Origin of the sequence: Salmonella sp. SG203, assembly GCF_013350575.1 — a bacterium.
GTDB classification, from domain to species: Bacteria; Pseudomonadota; Gammaproteobacteria; order Enterobacterales; family Enterobacteriaceae; genus Salmonella; species Salmonella enterica.
Genome location: NZ_SNMT01000040.1, coordinates 1 through 22468, shown reverse-complemented (window position 1 = coordinate 22468; position 22468 = coordinate 1). Strand labels below are relative to the sequence as shown.

The window sequence follows — 22468 nt, the reverse complement described above, 5'->3', positions numbered from 1 at the left end:
ACTGAGCGTGTTGCCGGAATGGTCGTCTAATAAAGTGGCTGAACTACTGCCATGGAACGTAGATCTCTCCAATAAATAAGCGTCAGTACGGTTCTCACTTACCGCTTACGTATCTCATTCTTATCAACGACAGTTAACAAACACAGGGTTGTGATGCTTAAAACTGATAACTGCGCCACTGCAACGTTTTGCCCCGTGTACCACTATGAGACAGACAATGGCAGCCACCTGGAAAAAGTAGAACGCAGGCGGCTAATGAGCAAGGTGATAGTATTTGCAGTGATTGAGCCAGCACGTTGTGGGCTGATAACTCCTGCAATGATTAATGCGTGATATTCAGCAGATACCGCAAAGATGAGGGGCACGAGCCGTTAATAACAGCGAGGAAGTTATGTGGTCATCATTTGCTGCCGTGATTAAGGGACCGATACTGAATAAAGTGAAATCACGTCCGCAATGCAATGATTAAGGCCCGATGGTAGTATGCGCCTGTATTGCCAGACTGAATAAGAATAATACTGATATGAACGAATTTTTGATGGACTATTGTGAGAGAATAGCTTGTCACGGAAATTACGACATTACTCACGGACCGTTTCTGGTCTCTTAGTTTGCTGTGCTGAACTTGTTACCAGCCATGAACCCAATCATATCCATTAGTAAGCGGCGTTCAGGAACTGGAAAGTCGTTTATATGTGATGCCATAGCTAAAGCTTTTTGTGTATGGTTCGCTTCGTGCGGAACACCTGTCGTAATGTAAAACATATCCATACCAGCCTCTTTTAAGCCAGAAAATATACTGGCAGAAAACAGTGTACAATCAAGTGACATCATGCCGTTGCGATGGCACATATAATCATAACTGTTCAACTGAAGTAACTGTGCCAGTTCACAGCGGTTCAAACCCAGCCTCTCGGCTTCTTTTTCCAGCCGGGAAAATACTGTCAAATCACTGTCAATGTTACATGGTTTCATTTTACCCTCCATATAATTAAAGTAACGGTGTTTAGCCGTATCGAATGCGGGTTACAAGGTGATCGACGAGATAATACTCCAATGGCGGAATATCATTTACCCAGCGGTTAATAAATCTTTCCTGGCACTGAAGGCACAATCCATCTCTGTACACACCTGTGAACACATAGAATAAATCAATGCCCATTGAGATAAAAATACTGTGAACGTATGGCGTAAGGCAGGAGACATTTAAATCTTCCCAGCCATCACTGACATAATTGTATTCACGCTCATTTAACCCCAGCGCCATTGCCAGCTTTGCTTTTTTGATACCCAGACGGCGGGCCTCGCGCTCAAGGCGGGTTATTACGGGCAGGTGATAATCATCTTTCATGCGATTTCCTTTTTCAGTGATGAGTTGAACGCTTTCCAGCATTTGTGGCTTTCACCAGTGTTTCATATACAGGTTCAATCAGTATACGAATATCCCCCTGCTCATCGGGGGGTAACTCCTGAATAGCATAATCAAACGCTTCCAGCATGAGTTCATAGTTGTCACTGCGATATTCTCCGGTCATCACATAGAAGAGATCAAATCCTGCGTTATCGAGTGCCGCCTGTATCTCTCCAGACATTTTGTAAAGCTTAAAAACAGGTTTCTCATCAGCGATGATGTAGTAGAAATATATATGAAGTCCCAGAATCTTAGCCATTTGACCATCACTGAGACCAAGACGTTTCTTCTCTTTGAGGAGACGATCTGTTGCGGTTAAATCCCAGTCGTTCTTTAGTGTTTTTGCTGACATGGTGATCCCATATAATTTTGGTTGTTCTAAGTTATGAACCTACGATCGGTAGATGGTATTTTTCAAGAAAATTACACGAAGAGTGATTCTGACTGACCAAGAAAATTTGCATACGTAAAATCCTGCATATCATGACACGATGCTCTTTGAGCAGAATGCAGAAGCCTGTAAGTGGGCTTTTTTTGCTTGCGATCATTTACCTGCAATGTCTAGTCTGTTGGCGTTGTGGTGGTTCCAGCTATGTGCGTGGGCGGTAATGGTTGCAAAAGTCCTTGTTGCAAATGTTAAGCACGCGGGTCAAGGTAGGTAACCAGCTGAAGACTCACAGGGAGGAACCCGACACCGCGACGCTTTCGGCCCTTTAGCTCAGTTGGTTAGAGCGTGTGACTCATAATCGCCCGGTCGCTGGTTCAAGTCCAGCAAGGGCCACCATACGCTGTTAGCTCAGCAGGTTAGAGCAATTGCCTTCTAAGCAATCGGTCACTGGTTCGATTCCAGTACAGCGTACCAAATACCACCACTTCGCTGGTTACGCGGCGGTGTTTGCCCGTCGTTACAGCACAGTGATTCCGGGCAGGAAAAAACCGCTAACGAGAAGAGGCGGCCAGTAAATACTGAATTTGAAAAAAGATCACCTCATCATCATTAGCAGGAAGATCTGCCCAGTTGTGCAGATATTAATACCTTGCCTGATTCAGCCGATAGAGTTAAAAAACAATCTTAAACTGGTAAACCATGTAAATTATCATGTTATGGTAATGTTGTTGCAGTGAATCCCGTTAGCACGGGGCGTGTGGGTTTTCATTCATGATGCCAATATGTACTGAATCCTTTTCGCGGATTATTCCACCGGGTAGCGACTGGCACTGCGACACTACAAAATCAGGGATATTCATGGCTACATCGGTAGCTTTTTTAGGCAAAAAATACCCGGTCTGGGAAAACCGGGCTGGGATGACGAAAAGAGCGTCTAAATGAGTATTTACGAGTTTTGCCTCATAGGGTTAAGGCACGTAAACGATAAGCATTTCAGTTCGACCAGGTCAACAGGACTGTGCAAAGACGTGGTCTTTTTATTTCCACAGGAAGGAGTGAAACTATTCCCGGAAGTAACGCAGACTGCAATAACAGCCATTGATCAAATGTGTCTCCTGCATGCTGATAGCTCAAGTCTGGCCTTGCCGTCAGGTGATTAATGGGAACTTTTAAGGCTATAAGTATCGGTAACGGTTTATCGTCATTCGCGTCCTTGTCAGAAGAAACAGTAACTCCGGCATTGACCTCAGCGCGTTACAGCGGCTGGCGTGGTGATGGTTCTCTCCAGTGACAGAATCGGGAAGTTGTTATAAGTTCGATGGTGCAGAGAGACAATACCGACGGATACTACCTTAATATCGGCAGGAATAACGGGCAGATACGGGAGATTAATCAGCCTGCGTCCGGCTCCCCGGGAAACCTGATCCGTTATCCTGGCTACCTGTTCTGTCAGTTCCGCCTGACCGGCACACTGGTTGAGGGCCGTTATGGCTTCATTTTCTATTTAAAGCTGGCAGCGTCAGCCATTCCTTCTGGTGTAGCCCCGGCAAACCAACGATGTGACAGAAGTGCCCGCAGATTTTTTACCGACTTCACCGTTGTTCCGCGCGTGTTCTGGAGGCATCTTCCCTGGCTGACAGCAAATAAGCCAAACCGCGATAATGCACGATTACTTCTGCGATGATGCGATACGCCCGAACAAAGCCGTGAGTTATGCACTGGTAAAAAAATGAGCCTGTATAAACAGGCTCTAACACGGTAGTCAAATCGAACACTCTTATAAGTCACCCTTTTTATTTCATACGCAGCAGATAAAAAACCATGAGCAGATTCACAACTCTCGCTATTTTCGATATGCTCGATCACTATCTGTAGCATGTACACGAACCGTTCACGTTTTACCTCAACGACGACGAAAGTGATTTGAGAGACGTCCCTGCTGGTTTCATCACTTATTCTATGCCTGTTCTGGACATTAATGCCGGAAGATGGAAAATATGCCAAATAACGCACTGTCAGCATCATCACGATGGAAATAAACAGCAGAAGGTTATTGCAGTACAATACGGATGAGGAGATTGCTTAATTTTATTTAAAAAAAACAGGGGCCGAGTTTAAGGCCCCCGAAATTCTGGGTATGATCAGCTGCACGGCACCTTATAGTGCTCTGTAGGAAATAATTGAGGAACGCTTTATTTTTCTCGTATGCAGTATGTGGATGTCAATAAGATTATTCATCTCTAATGATAGTTCCGAGAGAGCCTTCTCGTGGTTCTCCGATATTATTGAGAGCGACATCAAACGTACCGACCAGTAACACAGTGATGCAGATAATCTGCATCACAACCATCAGCCATCTGAAAATGATGAACGGTAGTATTTCAGACCAGTAAATCGACTTCTTAAAAAACAGTACTTTCTTCAACATAATCAGCTCTGTTAGCGACATCTGCACGCTGAAAAACGAAGATTATCAGTGCAGGTATAAGTTTGATAAGGCATATGATTTTTTTCATCAGAAATTCTCCTCATAACCACTAAAAAGAGGACGATGCGTTCACTGAGAAGTGAGAGTGAAACTTTTATATACTGATTAACACTTCTTTTTTCATATGCAGCCATCAAAAATCAACCTGTAAGGGGAGTAATTTGTGCCTGCTACGGATACTATTTCCATGCGTAGTGAAATGCCGCGCATTTTACGGTAAATGACAATATTTTCATGGCGTTAAGGCATGGTTTTTGAATGGCGCCAGCTCAGCCTATCAAATAGCATGGCAGACTGAGAACCTGTGATAGTGATTTTACCGTCACTGACATCAGGCCGGATGGACTGGTTATCCTCAGGGTGCTTTGTGAGCAGATATAACCCGTACGCATTTGACACCGTTGCATGTTGGGAAATTTTCAGTCATCTCAGGTAACAGCGGAGTTAACATTCCGGGTGGACCCTCATTTATCATGAGTGGTGGTTTTTAGTGTGTTGCTGCATGTCATTGTTGGCAGCAGAGCATGGTTAATGGTCGTAAAAATCGTATCCCACTGAGTTGTCAATATAACGGTATCAGGAACTCAGGTTGAGATTACTGACTCCGGGTACATATGCCGATTTACTGGACGAAATTGCACCATCACGGAAAGTTGTGCGTACGCAAATAGCTATCGTATGTTTACTGATTTGACACCTTCAATACCCAGCAGCGCTGGAGCAAGGTTATTCACTGACTCTTTGGGGCGTAATGTCAGTATCAGAAACAACTCCCAGGCTTTATCCTCTGAAGCACTTTCTTTTAAAGAACGAAACGAAAATCGTATGCGTCTCTTCTGAAGAACACTAAAAACCATGGACAGGCAATCGGGGCTGATTTTCATTTGTAACATGCAGTGGTGATTCAGTAGCCGATTACTGAGTTGGCGGAAGACCTCAAGTACGATTAATGTCAGAAAAGCGCCGTAAATTCCAATTTCATACAAACCACTACCAATAACCAGACCAATGGCAGCCGTAACCCACATGCCGGCTGCTGTTGTCAGTCCTTTTACTATCTGTTTTTGAATTATGATAGTGCCGGCCCCCAGAAAACCCATACCACTAACGACCTGGGCAGCAATTCGGCTGGGATCAAGATCAACATGATTTTCCCTGATGATATCTTCAAAACCGTATTTCGATACGATCATGAACATTGCGCTGCCTATTCCGACAAGAACATGTGTTCTCAGCCCTGCTTCTTTTGCGCGTAACTGGCGTTCAATACCAATCAGGCCCCCAAGAAGTCCGGCAAGAGCAATTCTGATTAGCAGGTCAGTAATGATACTGGAGTCCATAAAGTATAAATCTCATTAATTTACAGTCAGATATGTTAAGAGATTAAGACTGTAAAATCATAATGAATGTGAAGCTATTCACATTAATAGGCATGACAGCTATTTGAATCGCTATCAGACATAACTTTTACTCGATTTGTGCCTGAACAGGTGAATTATTTGTTAGCCTGCACCGGAATGGGGGCTGATACTCCTGATGTTGCGATTAGCAATGACCCCGGTACATCTGGCCTTGTAAACTTTATTCGCAGGATCACGATGTGAGTCGATACTGATTTAATACTGACCGGCACAATACCAGCAAGACTGAAGGAAAGTGCCCTTGGGGGGCTTTTCTGAGATGAGAATGCCTCGCTGCCAGCTCTGACTCAATCATCATCCAGTTTTCTGCATTGAGATAAATCAGAAGTAATTTATGCATATTTTGTCTTGCATAGAAATGAGGTATGACGCTGAAAGCTATGGAATTTTAAGCATAATCTCACAGGGATCGAGAGAAAGTAGTCTGGCAAGATGTATGAACTCAACAAAATCGAGACGTCTCTCACCACTTTCCACTTTTGAAATGAATGACTGTGGTTTACCCACTTTTTCGGCAAATTGCTTTTGGGTTAACCCCGCCTTAAGCCTTTCACTTTTTAAAATATTTATAACCAATTGATATTCAACAGAATAAATTGATGACATAATTAATATCCGATCCGTATCCCAAAATCGAATATCATCTGTTTACGCAAATATCCCAAAATGGGATATTTGCGTAACATTGGTATCTCCGCTCCACAAATCACTATGCTGTCCTTCTTGTGTTGAGGGGAATGAGCGGTAACCAGAGTGTTTTTTTCCGTTCTGAAATGTATGTCTTTGTCTGTAATCAGGAGCATGAAAGATTCTGGAAGAAGCATTGACAGAGGCCGGTGAGAGTACATTGTGAAAAAACAATAGGTGCAACATTCATATTGTTATTGCAGCACACAATATAAAACGGAGGCATTAATGGTCAGACTCAGATATTCCACTGCGGTGGTTGTGGAGAAGGGGGAAGGAGATTTGTTATTTGACAGTCTGCCGCAATCGGCACCGGTTACGGGACAGGCACAGGCGATGATGCTTCAGCAACTGATCAATCATCTGAGAGCCAGGTTATCCGGATCGGTAAATATTACCTGCCATCCTCACCGTATTGGCCATCGTGGTAGCGTGGCCATGGCGTTTGAAGGTGAAACCGATCGGGTGGACGTACTCATTACGGTGAACGGGCGGACACTGTTCCCGGAAGAGGAAGAATATACGCGTGCACCGCGCTGGTATATTGATGTGGTGGATGCCGTGGACGCGGTATATCTGATGTTGACGCTGAACGCCGGAATGATGAAATAAGTGGCAAGGATGTGAGGGGATGGTTGTCAGCATATTCATAACGTATACAGCTACTTATTTGGGCGGAAATTGAGGTTCCCCTGGAGTGCAGTGCCAGTGATGATGTTGCACAGTTCAGGCTGAGCAGTCACCTCATTGTTGATATCAACATACTCAATGCAACAATCACCAGAAGACCGCCGAATATATGTGATACGCTGTTGCCTGGTAATCGTTGCACCCCCCACCGGCCTGCCAGTAAACCGATACATACAGCGGCGAGGAATGCCCCGGCAGTTGTATCGAACACGAGCATACCATTCTGCCTGGCCGCCAGAACAGCAGTCCCTCCTGTCAGTGAAATAACACATAAAGAAGTGGCAGTAACCGATGCCATGGATAAACGGGTTAAACGCTTCAGAGCCGGAACAATAATAAAACCTCCCCCCACACCCAGTAATCCGGTGGCAAATCCAGATAAAGCACCAACCGCTGCAACTGCCAGTACTGAATACCAGTGCCATACCAGCCGCCCTGTTTCTGATGATTGTTCGCATAACACCCGTCTGTTACTTTTTTTCCCGGGGACAAGAAAACGGTAAGCGACGAGCAGCATGCAGAAAGAGAATATGAAAACCAGGAATGTGTGGGATACATGCGCGGCCGCCCATATTCCGGGCCATGTAAAAGGCATGCCACTGACCGCCATTAACAGAGCAGCGCGATAACGTGTTTCCTTTCTCTTTAAGCCTATACACGCACCAATTACCGCCGCGGTACTTACGGCAATCAGGGCCAGGGGAGAAGCTTTCGTGATGGGTAAATCAAGAATAAACATAAGCGCAGGTACGGCCAGAATCCCACCTCCTGCACCGGTTAGCCCCATCAGCACACCAATAATTAATCCAGTCAGCCAGACCATTTCCGTTTCCCGTTATTCAGAAAAATAGAACATGATTAAACATACATTGCCTGAGAATTCAGAACAAAATTCAGAGCGTGTCGGTTTTGAAAACTATCATAGTCAGCTATCCGCAATCATTAACATCTGCAATAAAATGGATAAGGTTGTTACGTTTTGTCTTTGACACAGGGGATCTGCGGGCGATATTAAAGTGTTCTGGCATGTAATTTCCCCCTGACAGGATGGATAGTAATGCATCAGATTGAACGGCTTTTATTGCTGGTTCTGGGCCTTCTGCCCACACTGGCGCTGGCAGAAACGTCCCCTTTGCCGGAGCCACTGGCTGCCCTTGAGAAACAAGGGCTTGAGCTTAAGGGCGAATTTACTATTAAGCCCGATTTTAAGGGGTATGTGATGGAGTACGATGGCCAGGGAACCACCGTTTTTCTCTCATCAGATAAAAAACACGCTTTTGTTGGAAACCTCGTGGACAGTGACGGAAATAATCTCAGTACGCCATGGATTGAAAAATACGTCTATGCTCCCATGGCCCGGGAAATGTGGCAGAAACTGGAGAAAAGCCGCTGGATTCAGGATGGTAAAGACAACGCAGCACAAAAAGTTTATGTATTTTTTGATCCGTATTGTCCTTATTGCACCGAGTTCTGGCAGAAAGCCCGTCCCTGGGTTGATGCTGGTAAAGTTCAGTTAAGACTTATCCCTGTAGCTATCCTGCGGCCAGACAGTAATTTGAAAGCTGCGGCTATCATGATGTCAAAAGATCCCGTTAAAACGCTTCATGACTATGAGAGTTCACACTGGAAAACCCGGCTGGATAAGCCTGACCCTGTTCCCGCAGATATTACAGCAGCCCTGCAGGATAACCTGTTACTGATGGAAAAACTTGGCAGTAATGCCACACCCGCTATCTATTATCTGTCTCCTGAAGGCCGTCTGCAGCAGCAACTGGGACTGCCGCCGGATGATGACACGATGAACACGATAATGGGCGGTAAGCCTTAAACCTGAGCTTTTACGTAATCCAGAGGAGTTAACCATGAGAATTGTTTTTCATGTACCAGAGCTTTCGCGCAGTATTCCCTGCCTGAATAATGTGAGAAATTATTTGAATCAGGCAACCGAAGCGCAGGAAGAATCTGTACAGGTAATTTTTAACGCTGATGCAGTCAAGGGGTTGGTCCGGGGCGAGGAGAGCGCTGAACGCTGGCGTATATTATGCGATCAACACGCCTGTATTCAATTGTCAGTCTGTAATAACTCTCTAAAGGGGTATTCTCTCACCCCTGAACAACTGATTGATACCATAAGAGTTATCCCGGCTGCGGTTGTGACTCTTGTGGAGCTTCAACACCAGGGATGGATATATATTCGTCCATAATACAGGGTGAAATCTTCTTTCTTATCAGCGTAATCACCTCAATACAGAGATGAACCGGATATTACAGCATCGGTTATTTCCCGTAATGATGTTCCCGCTATCAGCAATTGCTGTTGATACTGAGGTCACCCTGCAGTGTGATGAGAGGGGGACCGTCTCAGTAGTGTTTGCCGAATATGGACTGGTTACCGAATCATGGTCTCCGGCTTTTTTCGAAACAGGAATCCAAAAAAAAGATGTTCATCTTTCTTCAGGCAAACCAGTCGCCGTGTGGCAATTCAATAATGGTGACCACCTTTTTCAGGTTAAAGGTACGACAGGCTGGTTTGCCAAATACAGGGGCGATCTCCCGGGAACTTTACGCAAGTGTGAGTTCCTGGAACAAATAGTGTTGCAACCAGAAAATTTACCCCTGAATCCTTATCGGTGAAAATGAAACTCCGTAGTTGCTCCCTGATGGATTTCCCGGTCAATCAACTATTGATTGCGAGTCGGCGGGATTACGATGACGTCAGGCATTTAATTTATTAAAAGTGGATTTTGATTTCCCCGCTGAATTCTTCATCACTCCCTAACACAATGTCCGGATGTATAACACACATCCGGAGTCGCCGTGTTCTGTAATCATGTTATTCCCCCGTTATTACTGAGCGTGTTGTTGCTGTCCCTGTCTGCCCGGGCGGGAATGGTGGTGTACACCGACCATGCCCACCCGCCATCCGGGGTGACCGGTGATACCCGCGTGGTCTGGCTGGATGCACCTGAACAATTACAGCAGTCGCTGTTTGGCTCTCTGACGTCAGACCCCAGAGAAGCAGAACGTCGGGCGCAGGCGGTGATCCACTCTGCCGGCTGGCAGCAGAAACAGGCTGAACTGACTCAGGCTTACCGGGGGGTGCTGCAGGCGTGGTCGCTGGGGCTGCAAAAATATCCGGCCGTGGTGTCTGACGACCAGTACGTGGTTTATGGCACTGCCGATGTGGTGGTGGCCGAAGGACTGTTCCACAGTCACAGGACGCGGGAGGGGGGGCGATGATACGCCGGAGTCTGTCATCCCGTCTGAAGCCGGTTGCGCTGGTCCTGATGCTGGTCACCGGCTCTCCTGCTGTGGCTGATGCGGCAGTGAACACTGCCACCCTGATTGCCGGCAGCGCCTCACCCTCGTGTATCAGCTGGCGGGTGAAGGGCATTTGCTACTGGCTGTTCTGCACGCCCTTTGGCTGCACGGTGAAAACGTCAGTAAAGGTGGAGCACTTTATTCCGGAAGCCGTGATTTCCGTCTATCAGGATAAGGGAGAAAACCCCTGGACTGAGATGAAGACGGTCAGCAGTGTGTCGGGCGGAATTGAGAGCGCCGTCAGTTCAGGCCTGGCCGGGCTGAGTGCCGGAGGCGGACAGTCCACGGCAAAACGGCCGCAGGGCAGTGAGAGTCTGCTGAGCACCCGCTTCAAATATGCCGATGCCATCGGTCATCCTGCCACCTCACTTATCGGCGGACAGATACCGGGGTATTCCTGCAAAAGTGCCGCCACCCCGCTGGTTCCCTATTTCCTGAGTACTCTGGACAGCCTGGCCTGGCGCACGGGCCTGCCGGAAGCCCTGTATCCGGAGGCGCTGATACCCGGTAAGCGTGAAATCGGCAGTACGGCCGGCAGGAACATGTGGGGCAATGTTTATCCGCGCAGTGGTTTTGTCACCCAGCAGGATGACTATAAGGCCGGTGCGGTTATTGCCCAGCGGGTGGCCGATATCATCACCCGCAGTGGACAGGTGCATGTTTACCAGCCGCTGACGGGCCACCGGCGCCCGGGTTACTGGCCACCGGACCCGGTCACGGAAAATACCGGCACAAAAAACCACAAATGGCAGCGTCTGGCACCTGCGGCATCACAGTCCTGTGCGGTGTTTCCTGATGCGGGCGGAAAGGTGGCGGAAGACGGCAACTACGCCTGGACGCTGTGGCAGCCGTACAGCTGTTGCAAACCACGCGGACAGACATTCCTTTACAGCACCGATTTCAGCTGAGGTTTCTGATGAAGAAAGCACGATACACAACACCATTTTCTTTTCCCGGGGCCGCACTGGCGTTGTTCACCAGTATGCTGCTGTCCGGGCCGGTGTCAGCGATATCACTTCCCTCTCTTTCCGGGGCAGGGAAAAGTGCGGGCGACGCTGTCGGTAATGCGGTCAGCGACGGTCTGTTCTACTCGATTGGCGGCGGGTCTGTGATATCGCAGTCCCCGACCTCCAACAGTATGCAGTTACTGGGGCTGAAGGCGGGCATCAACAGTGACCTGATGTGTGGCAACTTTGATATTAAAACCACCGTCAGTAACCAGCTCAACGGTCTGACCAGCGGATTTAAGGACCTGATGGGGAGTGTGGTTCAGGGGGCCACGGGGGCGGTGACCAGCATGCCGGCGATGGTTGTCCAGCGCGCCAACCCGGGGTTGTACGACATGATAACCAACGGCGTGGCGCAGGCCGGTCTTTCATTTGACCGCTCAAAGCTGAGCTGTGAAAACCTGTCAAAGAAACTGGCTGACTACACCATGGGGGACCGGGCCTGGACGGATTCGGCGGTCGGGGATGAGTACCGGGATGCGGTGACCCGCAGTGGCGGAGATGCACTGAAGGCAGAGGAAGCAAAGGATAACGCGACAGGTGAAGAAGGAGCCCGCTGGATAGGGGGACAGAAAGCCGGCGGCAAGGGACAGCCGGCTATCCAGCCCACCCGGGACATGGCGAAAGCCGGGTACAACATGATGAACAACCTGCCGGTGAACAGTAACCGAAGTGTCCCGAAAAACCAGTGTAACGGCTCGGCCTGCCGGATATTCAGCAATGCGGAGGAGGCGGCCGCAGTGGTGGTGAAAGTGCTGGGTGACCGCAGTATCCGCACCTGTACTGACCCGTCACAGTGTCGGAGCGGCGGGGAAGACAATGCGCCGGGGGCATCGGTGGCCGGTACCGGTTTTGGTCCGATGCTGGATGAGGCGACAAAAACGAATCTGGAGACGCTGAACCAACTGGTGAACAGCCGGGGTGCGCCTTCTGCGGAAGAACTCGGCAAACTGAAAACAGGAGGTCTGGCTGTCACCCGTGGCGTGATAGAAGCACTGCGTGACGACACGGACCGGAACACGCTGGTACAACGGCTTGCCGGCGAACTGGCAATGGCGGACACCATTGAAACTGCGCTGGCCATGCGGCAGATACTGACCACCGGAGAGTCTGAACCCAATGCGGCGGCACAGAAGCAGGCCATAGAGGAAGGCGACCGGCGTGTCGGTTCGCTCGACCGGGGGCTGGACAATCTGAAGAACGAGATGGAGTTGCGCCGGGCTGTCAGCAGCAACAGCCTGCTGAAGACGCTGGAGCGGCAGGAAATACGTAACAGTACGAACCAGCTTCAGCAGAAGGATGCGGGTGGTGATGAAAAAATGAGTGTTATTGAGCAAAGGAGCCAGTAATGAAGAAGATGACCATTCCCGCGTGGCTGAAATCTGGTCCGGTAAGGGGGCTTCTGCAGGTTCTTTTATGGTGTGTGGCGCTCACGTTCCTGATGGTGGTTCTGTATACCTTTGATTCACGGGGGGAACTCCATGAACGGATGGTACAGTGGCGCATTCCCTTACTGGTCTGGCGTCTGGCGCTGTACTGTATTCTCATCACCCTGTGGCTGTGGCCGGGGGGACTGCGGCAACGTTATGCTGGCCAGGTCAGATCCTCCAGTCATCCGAATCCCCGTTTTGCAGTGTTTCGCATAGAAATTATCCCCGTCCTGCTGATTGCGTTTTCTGAATACAGCACCTGGACGCAGTGATACCGAGGAGAGCTCCGTGACTGCAAACAGTATTATTGAGTATATCCTGGTGTTTTTCGGCTGGGTGCTGAACAACGCGATGTGGGACATTATGTCAGGAACCGGGTTATATCTTTTGCCCCTGGTGTTTAAATGTGCGGCCGTCTGGCTGAAGACCCGGGAAGAGGGATTTGATGAGGGGAACAAAGGGATGTTGCTGCAGCCCAGGATGGAGCATGCGCTGTATGTGCCGTATCTGGTGATTCTGTTCTGCGTTATACCGGTTGCTCCGGTAAATATCAGCACAATGAAGTTTGACAGCAGCCGGGCGAAGCAATGCCATGTGTCGGTGGCCACCCCGCAGGGCTCCGGTTACAGCCAGGTGGTCAGTGACTTTGGCGGCAGAACGGTGCAAATTCCGTTATGGTGGTATCTGGTGCACCGTCTTTCGAAAGGCACCACACAGGCGATGATTGCGTCCATTCCCTGCGGGGGGAAAATCCGGCAGATACGGTTTGAAGTGCAGCACACCCAGTTACGCGACCCGATCCTGATTCAGGAACTACAGGATTTCTCCGGCAGTTGCTATTCGCGGGCCTACTACCGTCTGAAAAGTACGAATCAGTCCCTTACGGATAAAACGATTAATTCGGTGAGCTGGATAGGCAGCGATTATTTTCTCAACACAGAAGGATATTACGATACCTACACTTCGAAACAGCCGAGAAGGGCCTGGCCGTGGAATGAAAAGCGGGATGCGGGGTATGCTAACACGGGGGACGGAGGGTATCCGACGTGTAAGGAGTGGTGGTCAGACCCGAAGAAGGGACTGAAGGACCGGGTACTGGCCAGTCTGCCATCGCAGGTTAAGGCGGATTTCCAGTTACAGAATGTGAGGAGCTGGCAGGAGCTGGCGCTGCGGTGGCTGGTGAGTCCGCGTAACGTGTCCCTTTCCGGAGGCGGTGAAACCTACATGACGGGCAGTAATGATAATGCCTCGGGTCTTGTGGGTAACCTCACGCGGCTGGCGACAACGGTCGGTGTGGGAATGAAACAGTTTGAGGCATTACCGGGTTTTGATGCGCTGAAACAGGCCCTGCCGATAGTCCAGGCGCTGCTGGAGATGATGGTGATTATTGCCATACCGGTGCTGCTGATGTTCAGCGCGTATGATCCGAAAACGATAGTGACTATCACGTTTGCACTGTTTGCTCTGATGTTTATTCCGTTCTGGTGGGAAGTGGCCGGCTGGCTGGATGACCAGTTGCTGACGATAATGTACGGTACCAGCGATGATTCGGGGCTGGGCAGCAGTGTACCGTTTGCAGATTTTGTGGGCTCGGTGAATGACGGCTGGATAATGAATCTGGTTCTGGGCGTGATGTATATTCTTTTCCCGTTGTCCTGGTTCGGGATGATGGGCTGGACTGGAGTCAGACTGGGGGATTTTGCCACACAGATGGTAAATAATGGAGCTAAATTGCCTCAGACTGCCGGGAATGAAGGTGGCAAACAAACAAAAGAGGCAGCTGTTTCTGTAATTACAAAAGGTAAGAGGAAACTGAAATAATATTTTTAAAATGAACTACCATAATGGGAACGATATATAATGGCGGCTTATTTTAGTAGTTTTCAGGATTGAATATTACTACACCATCCTGATATATGGACCCATCGCTACCATATGTATACTCTGAATCAAAATCGCATTTATTTTCTGTATTCATCATCCCTGCTACAACTGGAACGCAAATTACAGTGGCTGTTACCAAACCATCAAGAAGACTACCGATTCCCAGTAATGTATTTTTCCCTAGTTCTTTATAGTCCTGTTCAGTCATTTTATATGTTTTCGGCTTACGGGTGAGAAACTCATCAACGTCTGCCTTGCTGAAAACAGTATTGGTTGCTGGAGGCGGTGTTTGCTCCGGAATATCGGGTATAAAGTACGTTGATTTTGCCTGATGACATTTTTTTTCCTGAGACCTGCGTGGGACAAAATCAGGAATGCCGTTGGTGGACGAACGCATAGAGTGACCGTGTTGTTTTTTCAGCCCAATGATGGTTTCCTGAATATCATCAGGATTAAAGAAAGATTCTTTCATGGTTATGTCTCCCTTCAATAGGTGATAAGACAGCCAATAAACTACTTTAATCTTCCCCTGGATTAAAGGAAATGCAAAATAGTTATAAGTAAATTTTTTATATAACTGATTGCCAAAAACGATCGAGTCTTATCTTATTTTGTAAGGAAATTGAAACAGTAACACTATCCGGACCGAGGTCAATTTTACTGTTTTTCAGACAGAAAATAAGACGATAAATGCTGGACAACCCTTCTGGCGGTTGAGATGCTCCTTGTCTGAAAAGGAGGGAAATATGCCGGAATCAAAGCGTAAAACTCCGAAGTTACCTGATGATGAGATAGCCCGGAAGCTGGAATCCGGAAAGCTGTGGCGCAGAGCGATCTGCCGCTGGTGTTATGTTCTCACCGAAACAGAAGATGTCCATGTTGCCGAACAGATTGTTCAGCATATAGCCTGGTGCCGGCAGCAGGTGCCACAAAAGCGCCCGGGTGAACTGATACTGTCAGCGAATGACCTGCGTTATATTGACAAAGTCGCCCGGAAACTGGGATGTGGGCCTATTGCACGACATTGGATAGAGTAGTGGTATTGATGATGGAAAAGTAATGTTGATTGCATCATGCTGAATAAACATACAGAATTGTGGGTATATACCCGGCACTTTTCCGGTGCCTGAATCACATATAAAACTTTTCTGGCGACCTGAAGTGTTCCTGGTTCCTGTGCTTGCATACCGCAAGGGAGTTGGTCCAATGGTTAATCTGTAACAATAAAAGAAGCGGCTATAAAACCTTTCGCCAGATTGTGTTGCTCGTTGGCCCCCGGGCAGCAGCAAGCACAATTTTTGTCATGCACCTAAGCTTTCGCAGGGAGAGCACTGACGCTGTCTTGACCTCGTCAATAATATTAACCTGTAAAAGGAAAGATAATCCTGGTGTTGTTAGCCAGCCGGTCATTCAGATGACAATGTTTCGGTCTATACCATTTGCAACATGGTGCTGACTATTTCATAGCGGGACTAATTTTTTCTAAACAGATGAAATAATACTGTGACAGTAATCACATTATAAAAACATAGATCTTTTAATGATAACAATAATCATAACCGTGAAAGTTATTCTTCATGTGACCCTCCCTTCTGTTTGCCTTTCTCGGTTTTTAGAATAAAAGTCCATATTTCAATGTAAATAAGTCTATATATTTTATTTTATTTAGTAGTTATGGGATTTTAATCTTAAAAATCATCTCAAATTCTTCATGAAGATTATTCTTAATTAATTTCACCCTTTACGTGATACAAATAATTAACACAATACCAACAGAGTGCACGCCTTGTAACATTACCACGCTAATAATTGTGTTAAATAATTGTTTAATTGATGATATTTCTTAAATAACGATCATAATCATCGATCGTATCGATCTATTTTAATCAATTTATCTTGATTGGGACTTTTCTTATAACTCCAGTGGCATCAGTTGAAACAAAAGTACTTTGAGAAAATTTCAGTCATTGTCGTTATGTAAACTTAATTATTTCTGAATGTGTTCTCGTTAATACCCTCATCTTTATTTCAGCTTGTGCTTAACAATTCTCAATCGTTCAAAGGATAACTTACTATGCGTAATAAAATAACACTCGCTATGGCGGTTTTCGGTATGATGAGTACCGTACCTGCTTTTGCAACACCTATCGCCACAACTGATGCAGGACAGGGAACAATACAATTTACCGGCTCTGTTATTGACGCGCCATGCAGTATTGTCCCGGAAAGCCAGAATATTCAGGTAAATCTGGGCCAGGTGAATTTAAAAACGCTTGACCAGCAAGGTAAAACCTCCAGTTCAGTGCCGTTCAGCATCAATCTGACAGGATGCTCATTTGATGCCCCAGCTACCGGGAGTACGACTGTTCAATATTCAAAAGTGGCCGTGGCTTTCCCGGGTGTGAATAGTCCGACAGGGGGAGCGACTCAAGGAGAAATATCAAATGGTGCCACTACTGGTGCGGCAACAAACGTGGCGATTCAGCTCCTTCAGGGTGATGGTACTTCGCCTGTGAATTTTACTCCTTCTGTAGATGATGCTATTCAGCTCGACAGCACTTCGGCAACCAGTAAGTTGCAATTCTATGCCCGCATGATGGCCACAGGTGTAGCCACTGCCGGTAATGTAGGCGCAACAGTCACCTACAAACTGCACTATTTCTGATACAGGCGACAGTCCGGTATAAATCAGGAATATAAAAAGCAAATAAACAAAAAATAAACGGTTCTGTTTTTCATTAAATCCGCATAAACCGTAACAACACGGTATTTCGTGTGGAAGCTGTTTATCTTTATTTTTCAGGCGTCCGGATAGCTGGCTGGTTATTTATACTCCGTATTTATCCGGATGCCTGTTATTTCAGAATGTGAAATTTATGTATCTGGTAATTATTCCGCTGTCCGGGCGGTATTAATTCATTTTATTCCGGCAAACTTAAGAAGATAACGACGCATACCATGAAAATGAAACGTCTGGCCCTGCTGGTTACCCTGAACATACTGTCGCTGCCGGCACTGGCGACGGAGTTCAGCGCCGGTTTTCTGAAAAACAGTGACCACAGCAGCGTGGATTTATCTGCCTTCAGCCGGGACGGCTATGTCGCGCCGGGCGATTACCTGCTGGATATTTATCTCAATGACAGACTCATCCGCAGTCAGTATACGGTCACCGCGGTGGACGCCGGCGACGGACGTTCGTTGTTCTGTATCACTCCGGCGCTGACAGATATGCTGGGCCTGAAAGAGGAAAGCCGCCGTCAGCTTGCTCCGGTGGAAGGGACAGACGGCCGGTGTCTTAACCTGACCACGGCGGACAGCCGGGTGCAGTACTCGCCGGATAATCAGTCCCTGACCGTCACGCTGCCCCAGGCCTGGATGGAATATCAGGACCCGGACTGGGTGCCGCCTGCCCGCTGGGATGATGGCGTCAGCGCAGCGCTGCTCGACTATAACCTGATGGCGAACCGGTACATGCCGCATCAGGGGGACGCCTCCACCAGTTACAGCCTGTACGGCACTGCCGGATTTAACCTCGGTGCCTGGCGCCTGCGCAGCGATTACCAGTACAACCGCTATGACAGCGGTAACGGGAACGTGCAGTCTGATTTCTGGCTGCCGCAGACGTATCTGTTCCGCCCGCTGCCGTCGCTGCGTTCAAAGCTGACGCTCGGCCAGACGTATCTCAGTTCCGCCATTTTTGACTCCTTCCGCTTCGCCGGTATCACCCTGGCCAGCGATGAGCGGATGCTGCCGTCCTCCCTGCAGGGCTACGCCCCGCAAATCAGCGGCATTGCGAACAGTAACGCGCAGGTCACCGTCAGCCAGAACGGCCGCGTTCTGTATCAGACCCGGGTTTCCCCCGGTCCCTTTATCCTGCCGGACCTGAGTCAGAACATCAGTGGAAACCTCGATGTCAGCGTCCGGGAAAGCGACGGGACGGTTCACACCTGGCAGGTCAACACTGCCAGCGTACCCTTTATGGCCCGTCAGGGACAGGTCCGCTATAAGGTGGCGGCCGGTCGCCCGCTGTACGGCGGACGGCATAACAACAACACGGTCAGCCCCGATTTTATGATGGGGGAAGCCACCTGGGGAGCATTCAACAACACCTCCCTGTACGGCGGGGTCATTGCCTCCACCGGGGATTATCAGGCGCTGGCCCTGGGTGCGGCGCAGAACATGGGCATTCTGGGGGCGATATCGGCTGATGTCACCCGCTCACAGGCGCAGTTGCCGTCTGCACACACGCCACGCCAGACGGGCTACAGCTACCGGATTAACTACACCAAAACCTTCGACAGCACCGGCAGCACGCTGGCGTTTGTCGGATACCGTTTTTCCGACCGGCACTTCATCTCCCTTCAGGAATACCTGGCACGCTCCGGGTATGACGGGGATTACTGGCAGGATGAAAAGCAGAGCTATTCCGTGAGCTGGAGCCAGTACCTGGAAGCGCTCAGCATGAGTGCTTCCCTGTCCCTGAGCCGTATCAGCTACTGGAATACGGACGGCAGTAATAACTGGACGCTGTCGGTCAGTAAGTCGGCAGATATCGGGGCCGTTCACGGGGTTAACCTGTCGCTGTCCCTGTCCCGCAACCAGACGGCATACAGCCTGACGCAGAACCAGGTCTGGCTGTCAGTCAGCGTCCCGTGGGGCGACAGCCGCCAGGTGAGTTACAGCATGCAGAAGGATAACCGGGGCAGTATGCAGCAGACCCTGAACTACAGCGATTTCCACAGTCCCGACACCACATGGAATATCAGTGCAGGTCACAGTCAGTATGACAGCGGCAGCAGTAACAGCTTCAGCGGCAACATACAGAGCCGCCTGCCTTATGGTCAGGCCGGGGCGGACTTCACCCTGCAGCCCGGCCAGTACCGCAGTCTGGGACTGAACTGGTACGGCTCACTGACCGCCACGGCTCACGGCGCTGCCTTCAGTCAGTCAATGGCCGGGAATGAGCCCCGCATGATGATTGACACCGGGGGCGTGGCCGGGGTGCCGGTTAACAGTGGCAGTGGCGTGACCAACCGTTTCGGCATTGCTGTGGTGAGTGCCGGCAGCAGCTATCGTCCGGGTGACAGCTCCGTGGATGTGTCCGCCCTGCCGGCGGGGGTGGATGTGACTGACCCGGTGGTCAGTCAGGTGCTGACGGAAGGGGCGGTCGGCTACTGGCCTGTTCAGACCAGCCGGGGGGAACAGGTCCTCGGGCATATCCGGCTGGCTGACGGGAAAAGTCCGCCTTTCGGGGCGCAGGTGGTCCCGGAGAAAACCGGTAAAACGGCGGGAATGGTCGGTGATAACGGGCTGGTCTACCTGACGGGCATTGATGCTTCAGAGCGCAATGCTCTGGTCGTGACCTGGAATGGCAGGACGCAGTGTCGGCTGTCCCTGCCGGAGAACGCGAATCTCAGCCAGGGCGCGCTGCTGCTCCCCTGTCGGTAACGGTCAGGCGTACAGCACGTGGCAGACATACAACATTATTCATACGGAGAGAACAGGTGAACAACAGACAGAAAGCGGGACTCATTGCCGCCCTGGTGGCAGCCCTTGCCGGGCCCGGTGTCAGTCAGGCGGCCATTAATGTTGACCGGACCCGCATCATCATGAGCAGCGATGCGAAGGCGGTCTCCGTCGGGCTGAGTAATGAGAGCCGGGACCAGCCCTATCTGGCGCAGTCATGGGTGGAGGACAGTCAGGGAAAGGCGACGAATGTACTGATGGCGCTGCCGCCGCTGCAGCGTATTGATGCGGGGAAAAAATCCCGGGTCAGAATCATGCGGGTGCAGAACAGTGGTGCCGCCCCGCTGCCGGCGGACCGGGAGAGTCTTTTTTATTTCAACGTCAGGGAAATTCCGCCCGCACCGGAGGACAAAAGCAAAAATATTCTGCAGCTTGCCACGCAGAGCCAGCTGAAGCTGTTCCTGCGCCCGGCCTCGCTGGCCGCAGAAGGGAGTGCCGCGCCCGAGCAGAAACTGGAGGTACTGCAGTCAGGCAGAACGCTGACGCTGAAAAATCCGACGCCGTATTACATCACGCTTGTCTGGCTGGGACAAAACCTGAAGCAGAAGCTGGCGGGCTTTAAGGAAGGAACGATGGTGGCGCCGTTTTCATCGCAGACGCTGAATACCGTCCTGCCTGCCGGTACGGACCGGATACTGGTGGGCAATGTGGATGATTACGGGGCAATGAGAATGAACCGTTTTACCTGTACGGCGGGGGAATGCACATTCCGGGAGCGTATTCATGATTAAGGCCGGGAATGGAACAATGAAAACACGGGATGACCGGACGGCGTTTGCGCAGAACCCCAGGCTGAACCTGCCGGTGCTGCTCCGGTGGCTGCTGATGGTGTCTGTTCTGGCCGGACCGGGATATGCGTATGCCATTGTGGAATGCACGGACTGGAATGGTAACGATAAACCTGTAAATTTAAAACTCCCGGACTCAGTCAGTCTTCAGCCCGGTATGGATGAAATTCCTCCTGTCCCACCAGTTACAGTTAATTATAAATGCATCGACCCGGAGGGTTCGGATAATGTGACGCGCACAGCATCTATTGTCATTCTTGGTGATGCGAATAATTTAATTAAATCCCTGAAATCACTTGGGCTGACATTGACAATAAACGTTTCTGATAGTTCCGGGGTAACGTCACCCTCCTGGGTTTTTAACAGTTCTGGCACAGCAGTTGATAATATAGCGGTAGGCCGTTCTTATAATGGTAGTACGGGTACCGGTAACAGAACGATGACCATTAATGCAGCTCTGTCAAGAGATTCATCAGAAAAGACCAGCCCCGGATTTTATGCAATACCGTCACTGTCAGCTTTTAAACTGGTTCCCTATTACGGTACATTTTTAGGCGGTCTGCAGTTGAATACCCCGGCAATAAGGATACAGTATGTCCCGACATGTTTTGTACAGACCAGTCTGAATACAAATAACATCAACTTTGGGCCGGTATTGACAACAGATGTGGACAGCAGTTTTGACCGGCAGATTCCTTTTACGGTCACTGCAAGTGTAAATAAAAATTGTAACGGAGGATATTTTGGAAACCTCCAGACCGGCTATACACCCGCCCTGACGGGAGCAAAAACATATTATCTCGATCTTCCACTCAAGGTATCTTTTGTCCTGAATAATGGTGGGGAGGCTTCTTCAGATAGAAAATCCATCCTGCTGTATAAGGAGAGCACATCAGATAAAAATGGACTACAGCTGGAAATCAAAGCACCTGATGGTAATCCGGTTACCTTTAATGAAGCCAGTTTACCCGTCAATAAATTTGGTAACTTTCAGGGTAGTGAAAGTGGAGGTACATGGAATATCATTAATAGTTATCAGGCTGTCCTGTCCTCCGCAGGAGAACAGGTCAAAACTGGAAAGTACAGTGCTCAGGTTACCGTGAAAGTAGATTACTACTGATTTAAATCAGCCAGTGAAAGAATAACTTTCACTGGCTGAATATGGTCAGAAAACAAAAATAAAACATATTAAAAAATTCAATTATACCTCCGGCATTTTCTTTTATTAATAATATGACGAGGTTTTTATGTGCCCTGACAGTACACACAAAAAGAAGCCATATACACCGGCAGGTAGTGATATACATTATCCCGGGCAGACAAACCATGATGCCTGTTTTATCCCGGAGTGTGTTCGCCAGCACAACGGAGAACCTCTTTATATTCTTGTTGCGCACTGGTGTCTGCTGCAACAAAACTGGGTTCAG

At 49.0% G+C, this 22468-nt stretch carries 23 protein-coding genes, 2 tRNA genes and 1 pseudogene; 19 read left to right on the top strand and 7 right to left on the bottom strand.

Annotated features, from left to right (window positions below):
* A partial coding sequence (locus HV477_RS29155; RefSeq protein ID WP_375372879.1) for a hypothetical protein occupies positions 1-79 on the top strand: 79 nt, incomplete at its 5' end.
* A gap of 291 nt (positions 80-370) precedes the next feature.
* Positions 371-469 (top strand): annotated as a pseudogene (locus tag HV477_RS29150) (antitermination protein); the annotation flags it as partial.
* A gap of 137 nt (positions 470-606) precedes the next feature.
* On the opposite strand, the gene HV477_RS26620 reads toward HV477_RS29150, so the two are convergent.
* From HV477_RS26620 to HV477_RS26610, 3 genes are read right to left on the bottom strand one after another with little or no spacing between them, the layout of a single operon-like run.
* A complete protein-coding gene (locus tag HV477_RS26620) occupies positions 607-975 on the bottom strand; it encodes a hypothetical protein (RefSeq protein ID WP_023248942.1) in 369 nt (122 codons plus the stop codon).
* 31 nt (positions 976-1006) lie between these two features.
* The gene (locus tag HV477_RS26615; protein WP_023222955.1) at positions 1007-1351 is read right to left on the bottom strand and encodes a hypothetical protein; all 345 of its coding nucleotides are present in this window, start codon (positions 1349-1351) and stop codon (positions 1007-1009) included.
* 13 nt (positions 1352-1364) lie between these two features.
* The gene (locus tag HV477_RS26610) at positions 1365-1763 is read right to left on the bottom strand and encodes a hypothetical protein (protein WP_023222956.1); all 399 of its coding nucleotides are present in this window, start codon (positions 1761-1763) and stop codon (positions 1365-1367) included.
* Positions 1764-2118: 355 nt separating this feature from the next.
* On the opposite strand from HV477_RS26610, the gene HV477_RS26605 reads away from it, so the two are divergent.
* Together HV477_RS26605 and HV477_RS26600 are read left to right on the top strand one after the other, a co-directional pair.
* Positions 2119-2195, top strand: a tRNA-Ile gene (locus tag HV477_RS26605).
* 1 nt (position 2196) lies between these two features.
* A tRNA-Arg gene (locus tag HV477_RS26600) sits at positions 2197-2273 on the top strand.
* Positions 2274-4958: 2685 nt separating this feature from the next.
* Here the strand turns inward: HV477_RS26600 and HV477_RS26595 are convergent.
* Both HV477_RS26595 and HV477_RS26590 read right to left on the bottom strand, forming a co-directional pair.
* Complete coding sequence (locus tag HV477_RS26595; protein WP_079970404.1) at positions 4959-5615, bottom strand: MgtC/SapB family protein; 657 nt, start codon at positions 5613-5615, stop codon at positions 4959-4961.
* A 471-nt stretch (positions 5616-6086) separates the two neighbouring features.
* On the bottom strand, positions 6087-6314 hold the full coding sequence (locus HV477_RS26590; protein ID WP_001750454.1) for a helix-turn-helix domain-containing protein: 228 nt from the start codon (positions 6312-6314) through the stop codon (positions 6087-6089).
* Positions 6315-6623: 309 nt separating this feature from the next.
* Between HV477_RS26590 and HV477_RS26585 the strand changes: the two genes are divergently transcribed.
* Positions 6624-7007 carry a hypothetical protein gene (locus tag HV477_RS26585; RefSeq protein WP_023222958.1) on the top strand — a complete coding sequence of 128 codons (384 nt, stop codon included), beginning with the start codon at positions 6624-6626 and terminating at the stop codon, positions 7005-7007.
* Between the two features lie 127 nt (positions 7008-7134).
* Here HV477_RS26585 and HV477_RS26580 read toward each other — a convergent pair whose 3' ends face one another.
* Entirely contained in the window at positions 7135-7908 is a 774-nt protein-coding gene (locus tag HV477_RS26580; protein ID WP_023222959.1) for a sulfite exporter TauE/SafE family protein, read from the bottom strand.
* Positions 7909-8142: 234 nt separating this feature from the next.
* Here HV477_RS26580 and dsbG point away from each other — a divergent pair, with 234 nt between their 5' ends.
* The 8 genes from dsbG (at position 8143) to HV477_RS26540 (ending at position 14664) form a co-directional block, all read left to right on the top strand.
* Positions 8143-8913, top strand: coding sequence for a thiol:disulfide interchange protein DsbG (gene dsbG, locus HV477_RS26575; RefSeq protein WP_023222961.1), 771 nt, complete (start codon positions 8143-8145; stop codon positions 8911-8913).
* A 34-nt stretch (positions 8914-8947) separates the two neighbouring features.
* Positions 8948-9289, top strand: coding sequence for a DsrE family protein (locus tag HV477_RS26570; RefSeq protein WP_023222962.1), 342 nt, complete (start codon positions 8948-8950; stop codon positions 9287-9289).
* A gap of 85 nt (positions 9290-9374) precedes the next feature.
* A complete protein-coding gene (locus tag HV477_RS26565) occupies positions 9375-9719 on the top strand; it encodes a hypothetical protein (protein WP_175065626.1) in 345 nt (114 codons plus the stop codon).
* Between the two features lie 183 nt (positions 9720-9902).
* Entirely contained in the window at positions 9903-10325 is a 423-nt protein-coding gene (locus tag HV477_RS26560) for a TIGR03757 family integrating conjugative element protein (protein WP_375372887.1), read from the top strand.
* On the top strand, positions 10322-11314 hold the full coding sequence (locus HV477_RS26555; protein WP_080214188.1) for a TIGR03756 family integrating conjugative element protein: 993 nt from the start codon (positions 10322-10324) through the stop codon (positions 11312-11314). Before HV477_RS26560 ends, HV477_RS26555 begins: the two co-directional genes overlap by 4 nt.
* A gap of 8 nt (positions 11315-11322) precedes the next feature.
* Positions 11323-12762 (top strand): integrating conjugative element protein, encoded by a 1440-nt coding sequence (locus HV477_RS26550; protein ID WP_375372886.1) that lies wholly within the window; start codon positions 11323-11325, stop codon positions 12760-12762.
* Positions 12762-13115 carry a hypothetical protein gene (locus tag HV477_RS26545; protein ID WP_175065625.1) on the top strand — a complete coding sequence of 118 codons (354 nt, stop codon included), beginning with the start codon at positions 12762-12764 and terminating at the stop codon, positions 13113-13115. The genes HV477_RS26550 and HV477_RS26545 overlap by 1 nt, the downstream gene beginning before the upstream one ends.
* Positions 13116-13131: 16 nt before the next feature.
* Positions 13132-14664 (top strand): conjugal transfer protein TraG N-terminal domain-containing protein, encoded by a 1533-nt coding sequence (locus HV477_RS26540; RefSeq protein ID WP_175065624.1) that lies wholly within the window; start codon positions 13132-13134, stop codon positions 14662-14664.
* A 52-nt stretch (positions 14665-14716) separates the two neighbouring features.
* Here HV477_RS26540 and HV477_RS26535 read toward each other — a convergent pair whose 3' ends face one another.
* Positions 14717-15199, bottom strand: coding sequence for a hypothetical protein (locus HV477_RS26535; RefSeq protein ID WP_175065623.1), 483 nt, complete (start codon positions 15197-15199; stop codon positions 14717-14719).
* A 274-nt stretch (positions 15200-15473) separates the two neighbouring features.
* Between HV477_RS26535 and HV477_RS26530 the strand changes: the two genes are divergently transcribed.
* The 6 genes from HV477_RS26530 to HV477_RS26505 form a co-directional block, all read left to right on the top strand.
* A complete protein-coding gene (locus tag HV477_RS26530; RefSeq protein ID WP_175065622.1) occupies positions 15474-15764 on the top strand; it encodes a PerC family transcriptional regulator in 291 nt (96 codons plus the stop codon).
* A 1037-nt stretch (positions 15765-16801) separates the two neighbouring features.
* Positions 16802-17392: a fimbrial protein gene (locus tag HV477_RS26525; protein WP_175065621.1), complete on the top strand. Its 591-nt coding sequence runs from the start codon at positions 16802-16804 to the stop codon at positions 17390-17392.
* A gap of 293 nt (positions 17393-17685) precedes the next feature.
* Complete coding sequence (stdB, locus tag HV477_RS26520) at positions 17686-20175, top strand: fimbrial outer membrane usher protein StdB (RefSeq protein ID WP_175065620.1); 2490 nt, start codon at positions 17686-17688, stop codon at positions 20173-20175.
* Positions 20176-20231: 56 nt separating this feature from the next.
* Complete coding sequence (locus tag HV477_RS26515) at positions 20232-20984, top strand: fimbria/pilus periplasmic chaperone (RefSeq protein WP_080073777.1); 753 nt, start codon at positions 20232-20234, stop codon at positions 20982-20984.
* 16 nt (positions 20985-21000) lie between these two features.
* The gene (locus HV477_RS26510; RefSeq protein ID WP_254621730.1) at positions 21001-22161 is read left to right on the top strand and encodes a fimbrial protein; all 1161 of its coding nucleotides are present in this window, start codon (positions 21001-21003) and stop codon (positions 22159-22161) included.
* Between the two features lie 127 nt (positions 22162-22288).
* The coding region (locus HV477_RS26505; protein ID WP_175065618.1) for a CaiF/GrlA family transcriptional regulator at positions 22289-22468 on the top strand (180 nt) is incomplete at its 3' end.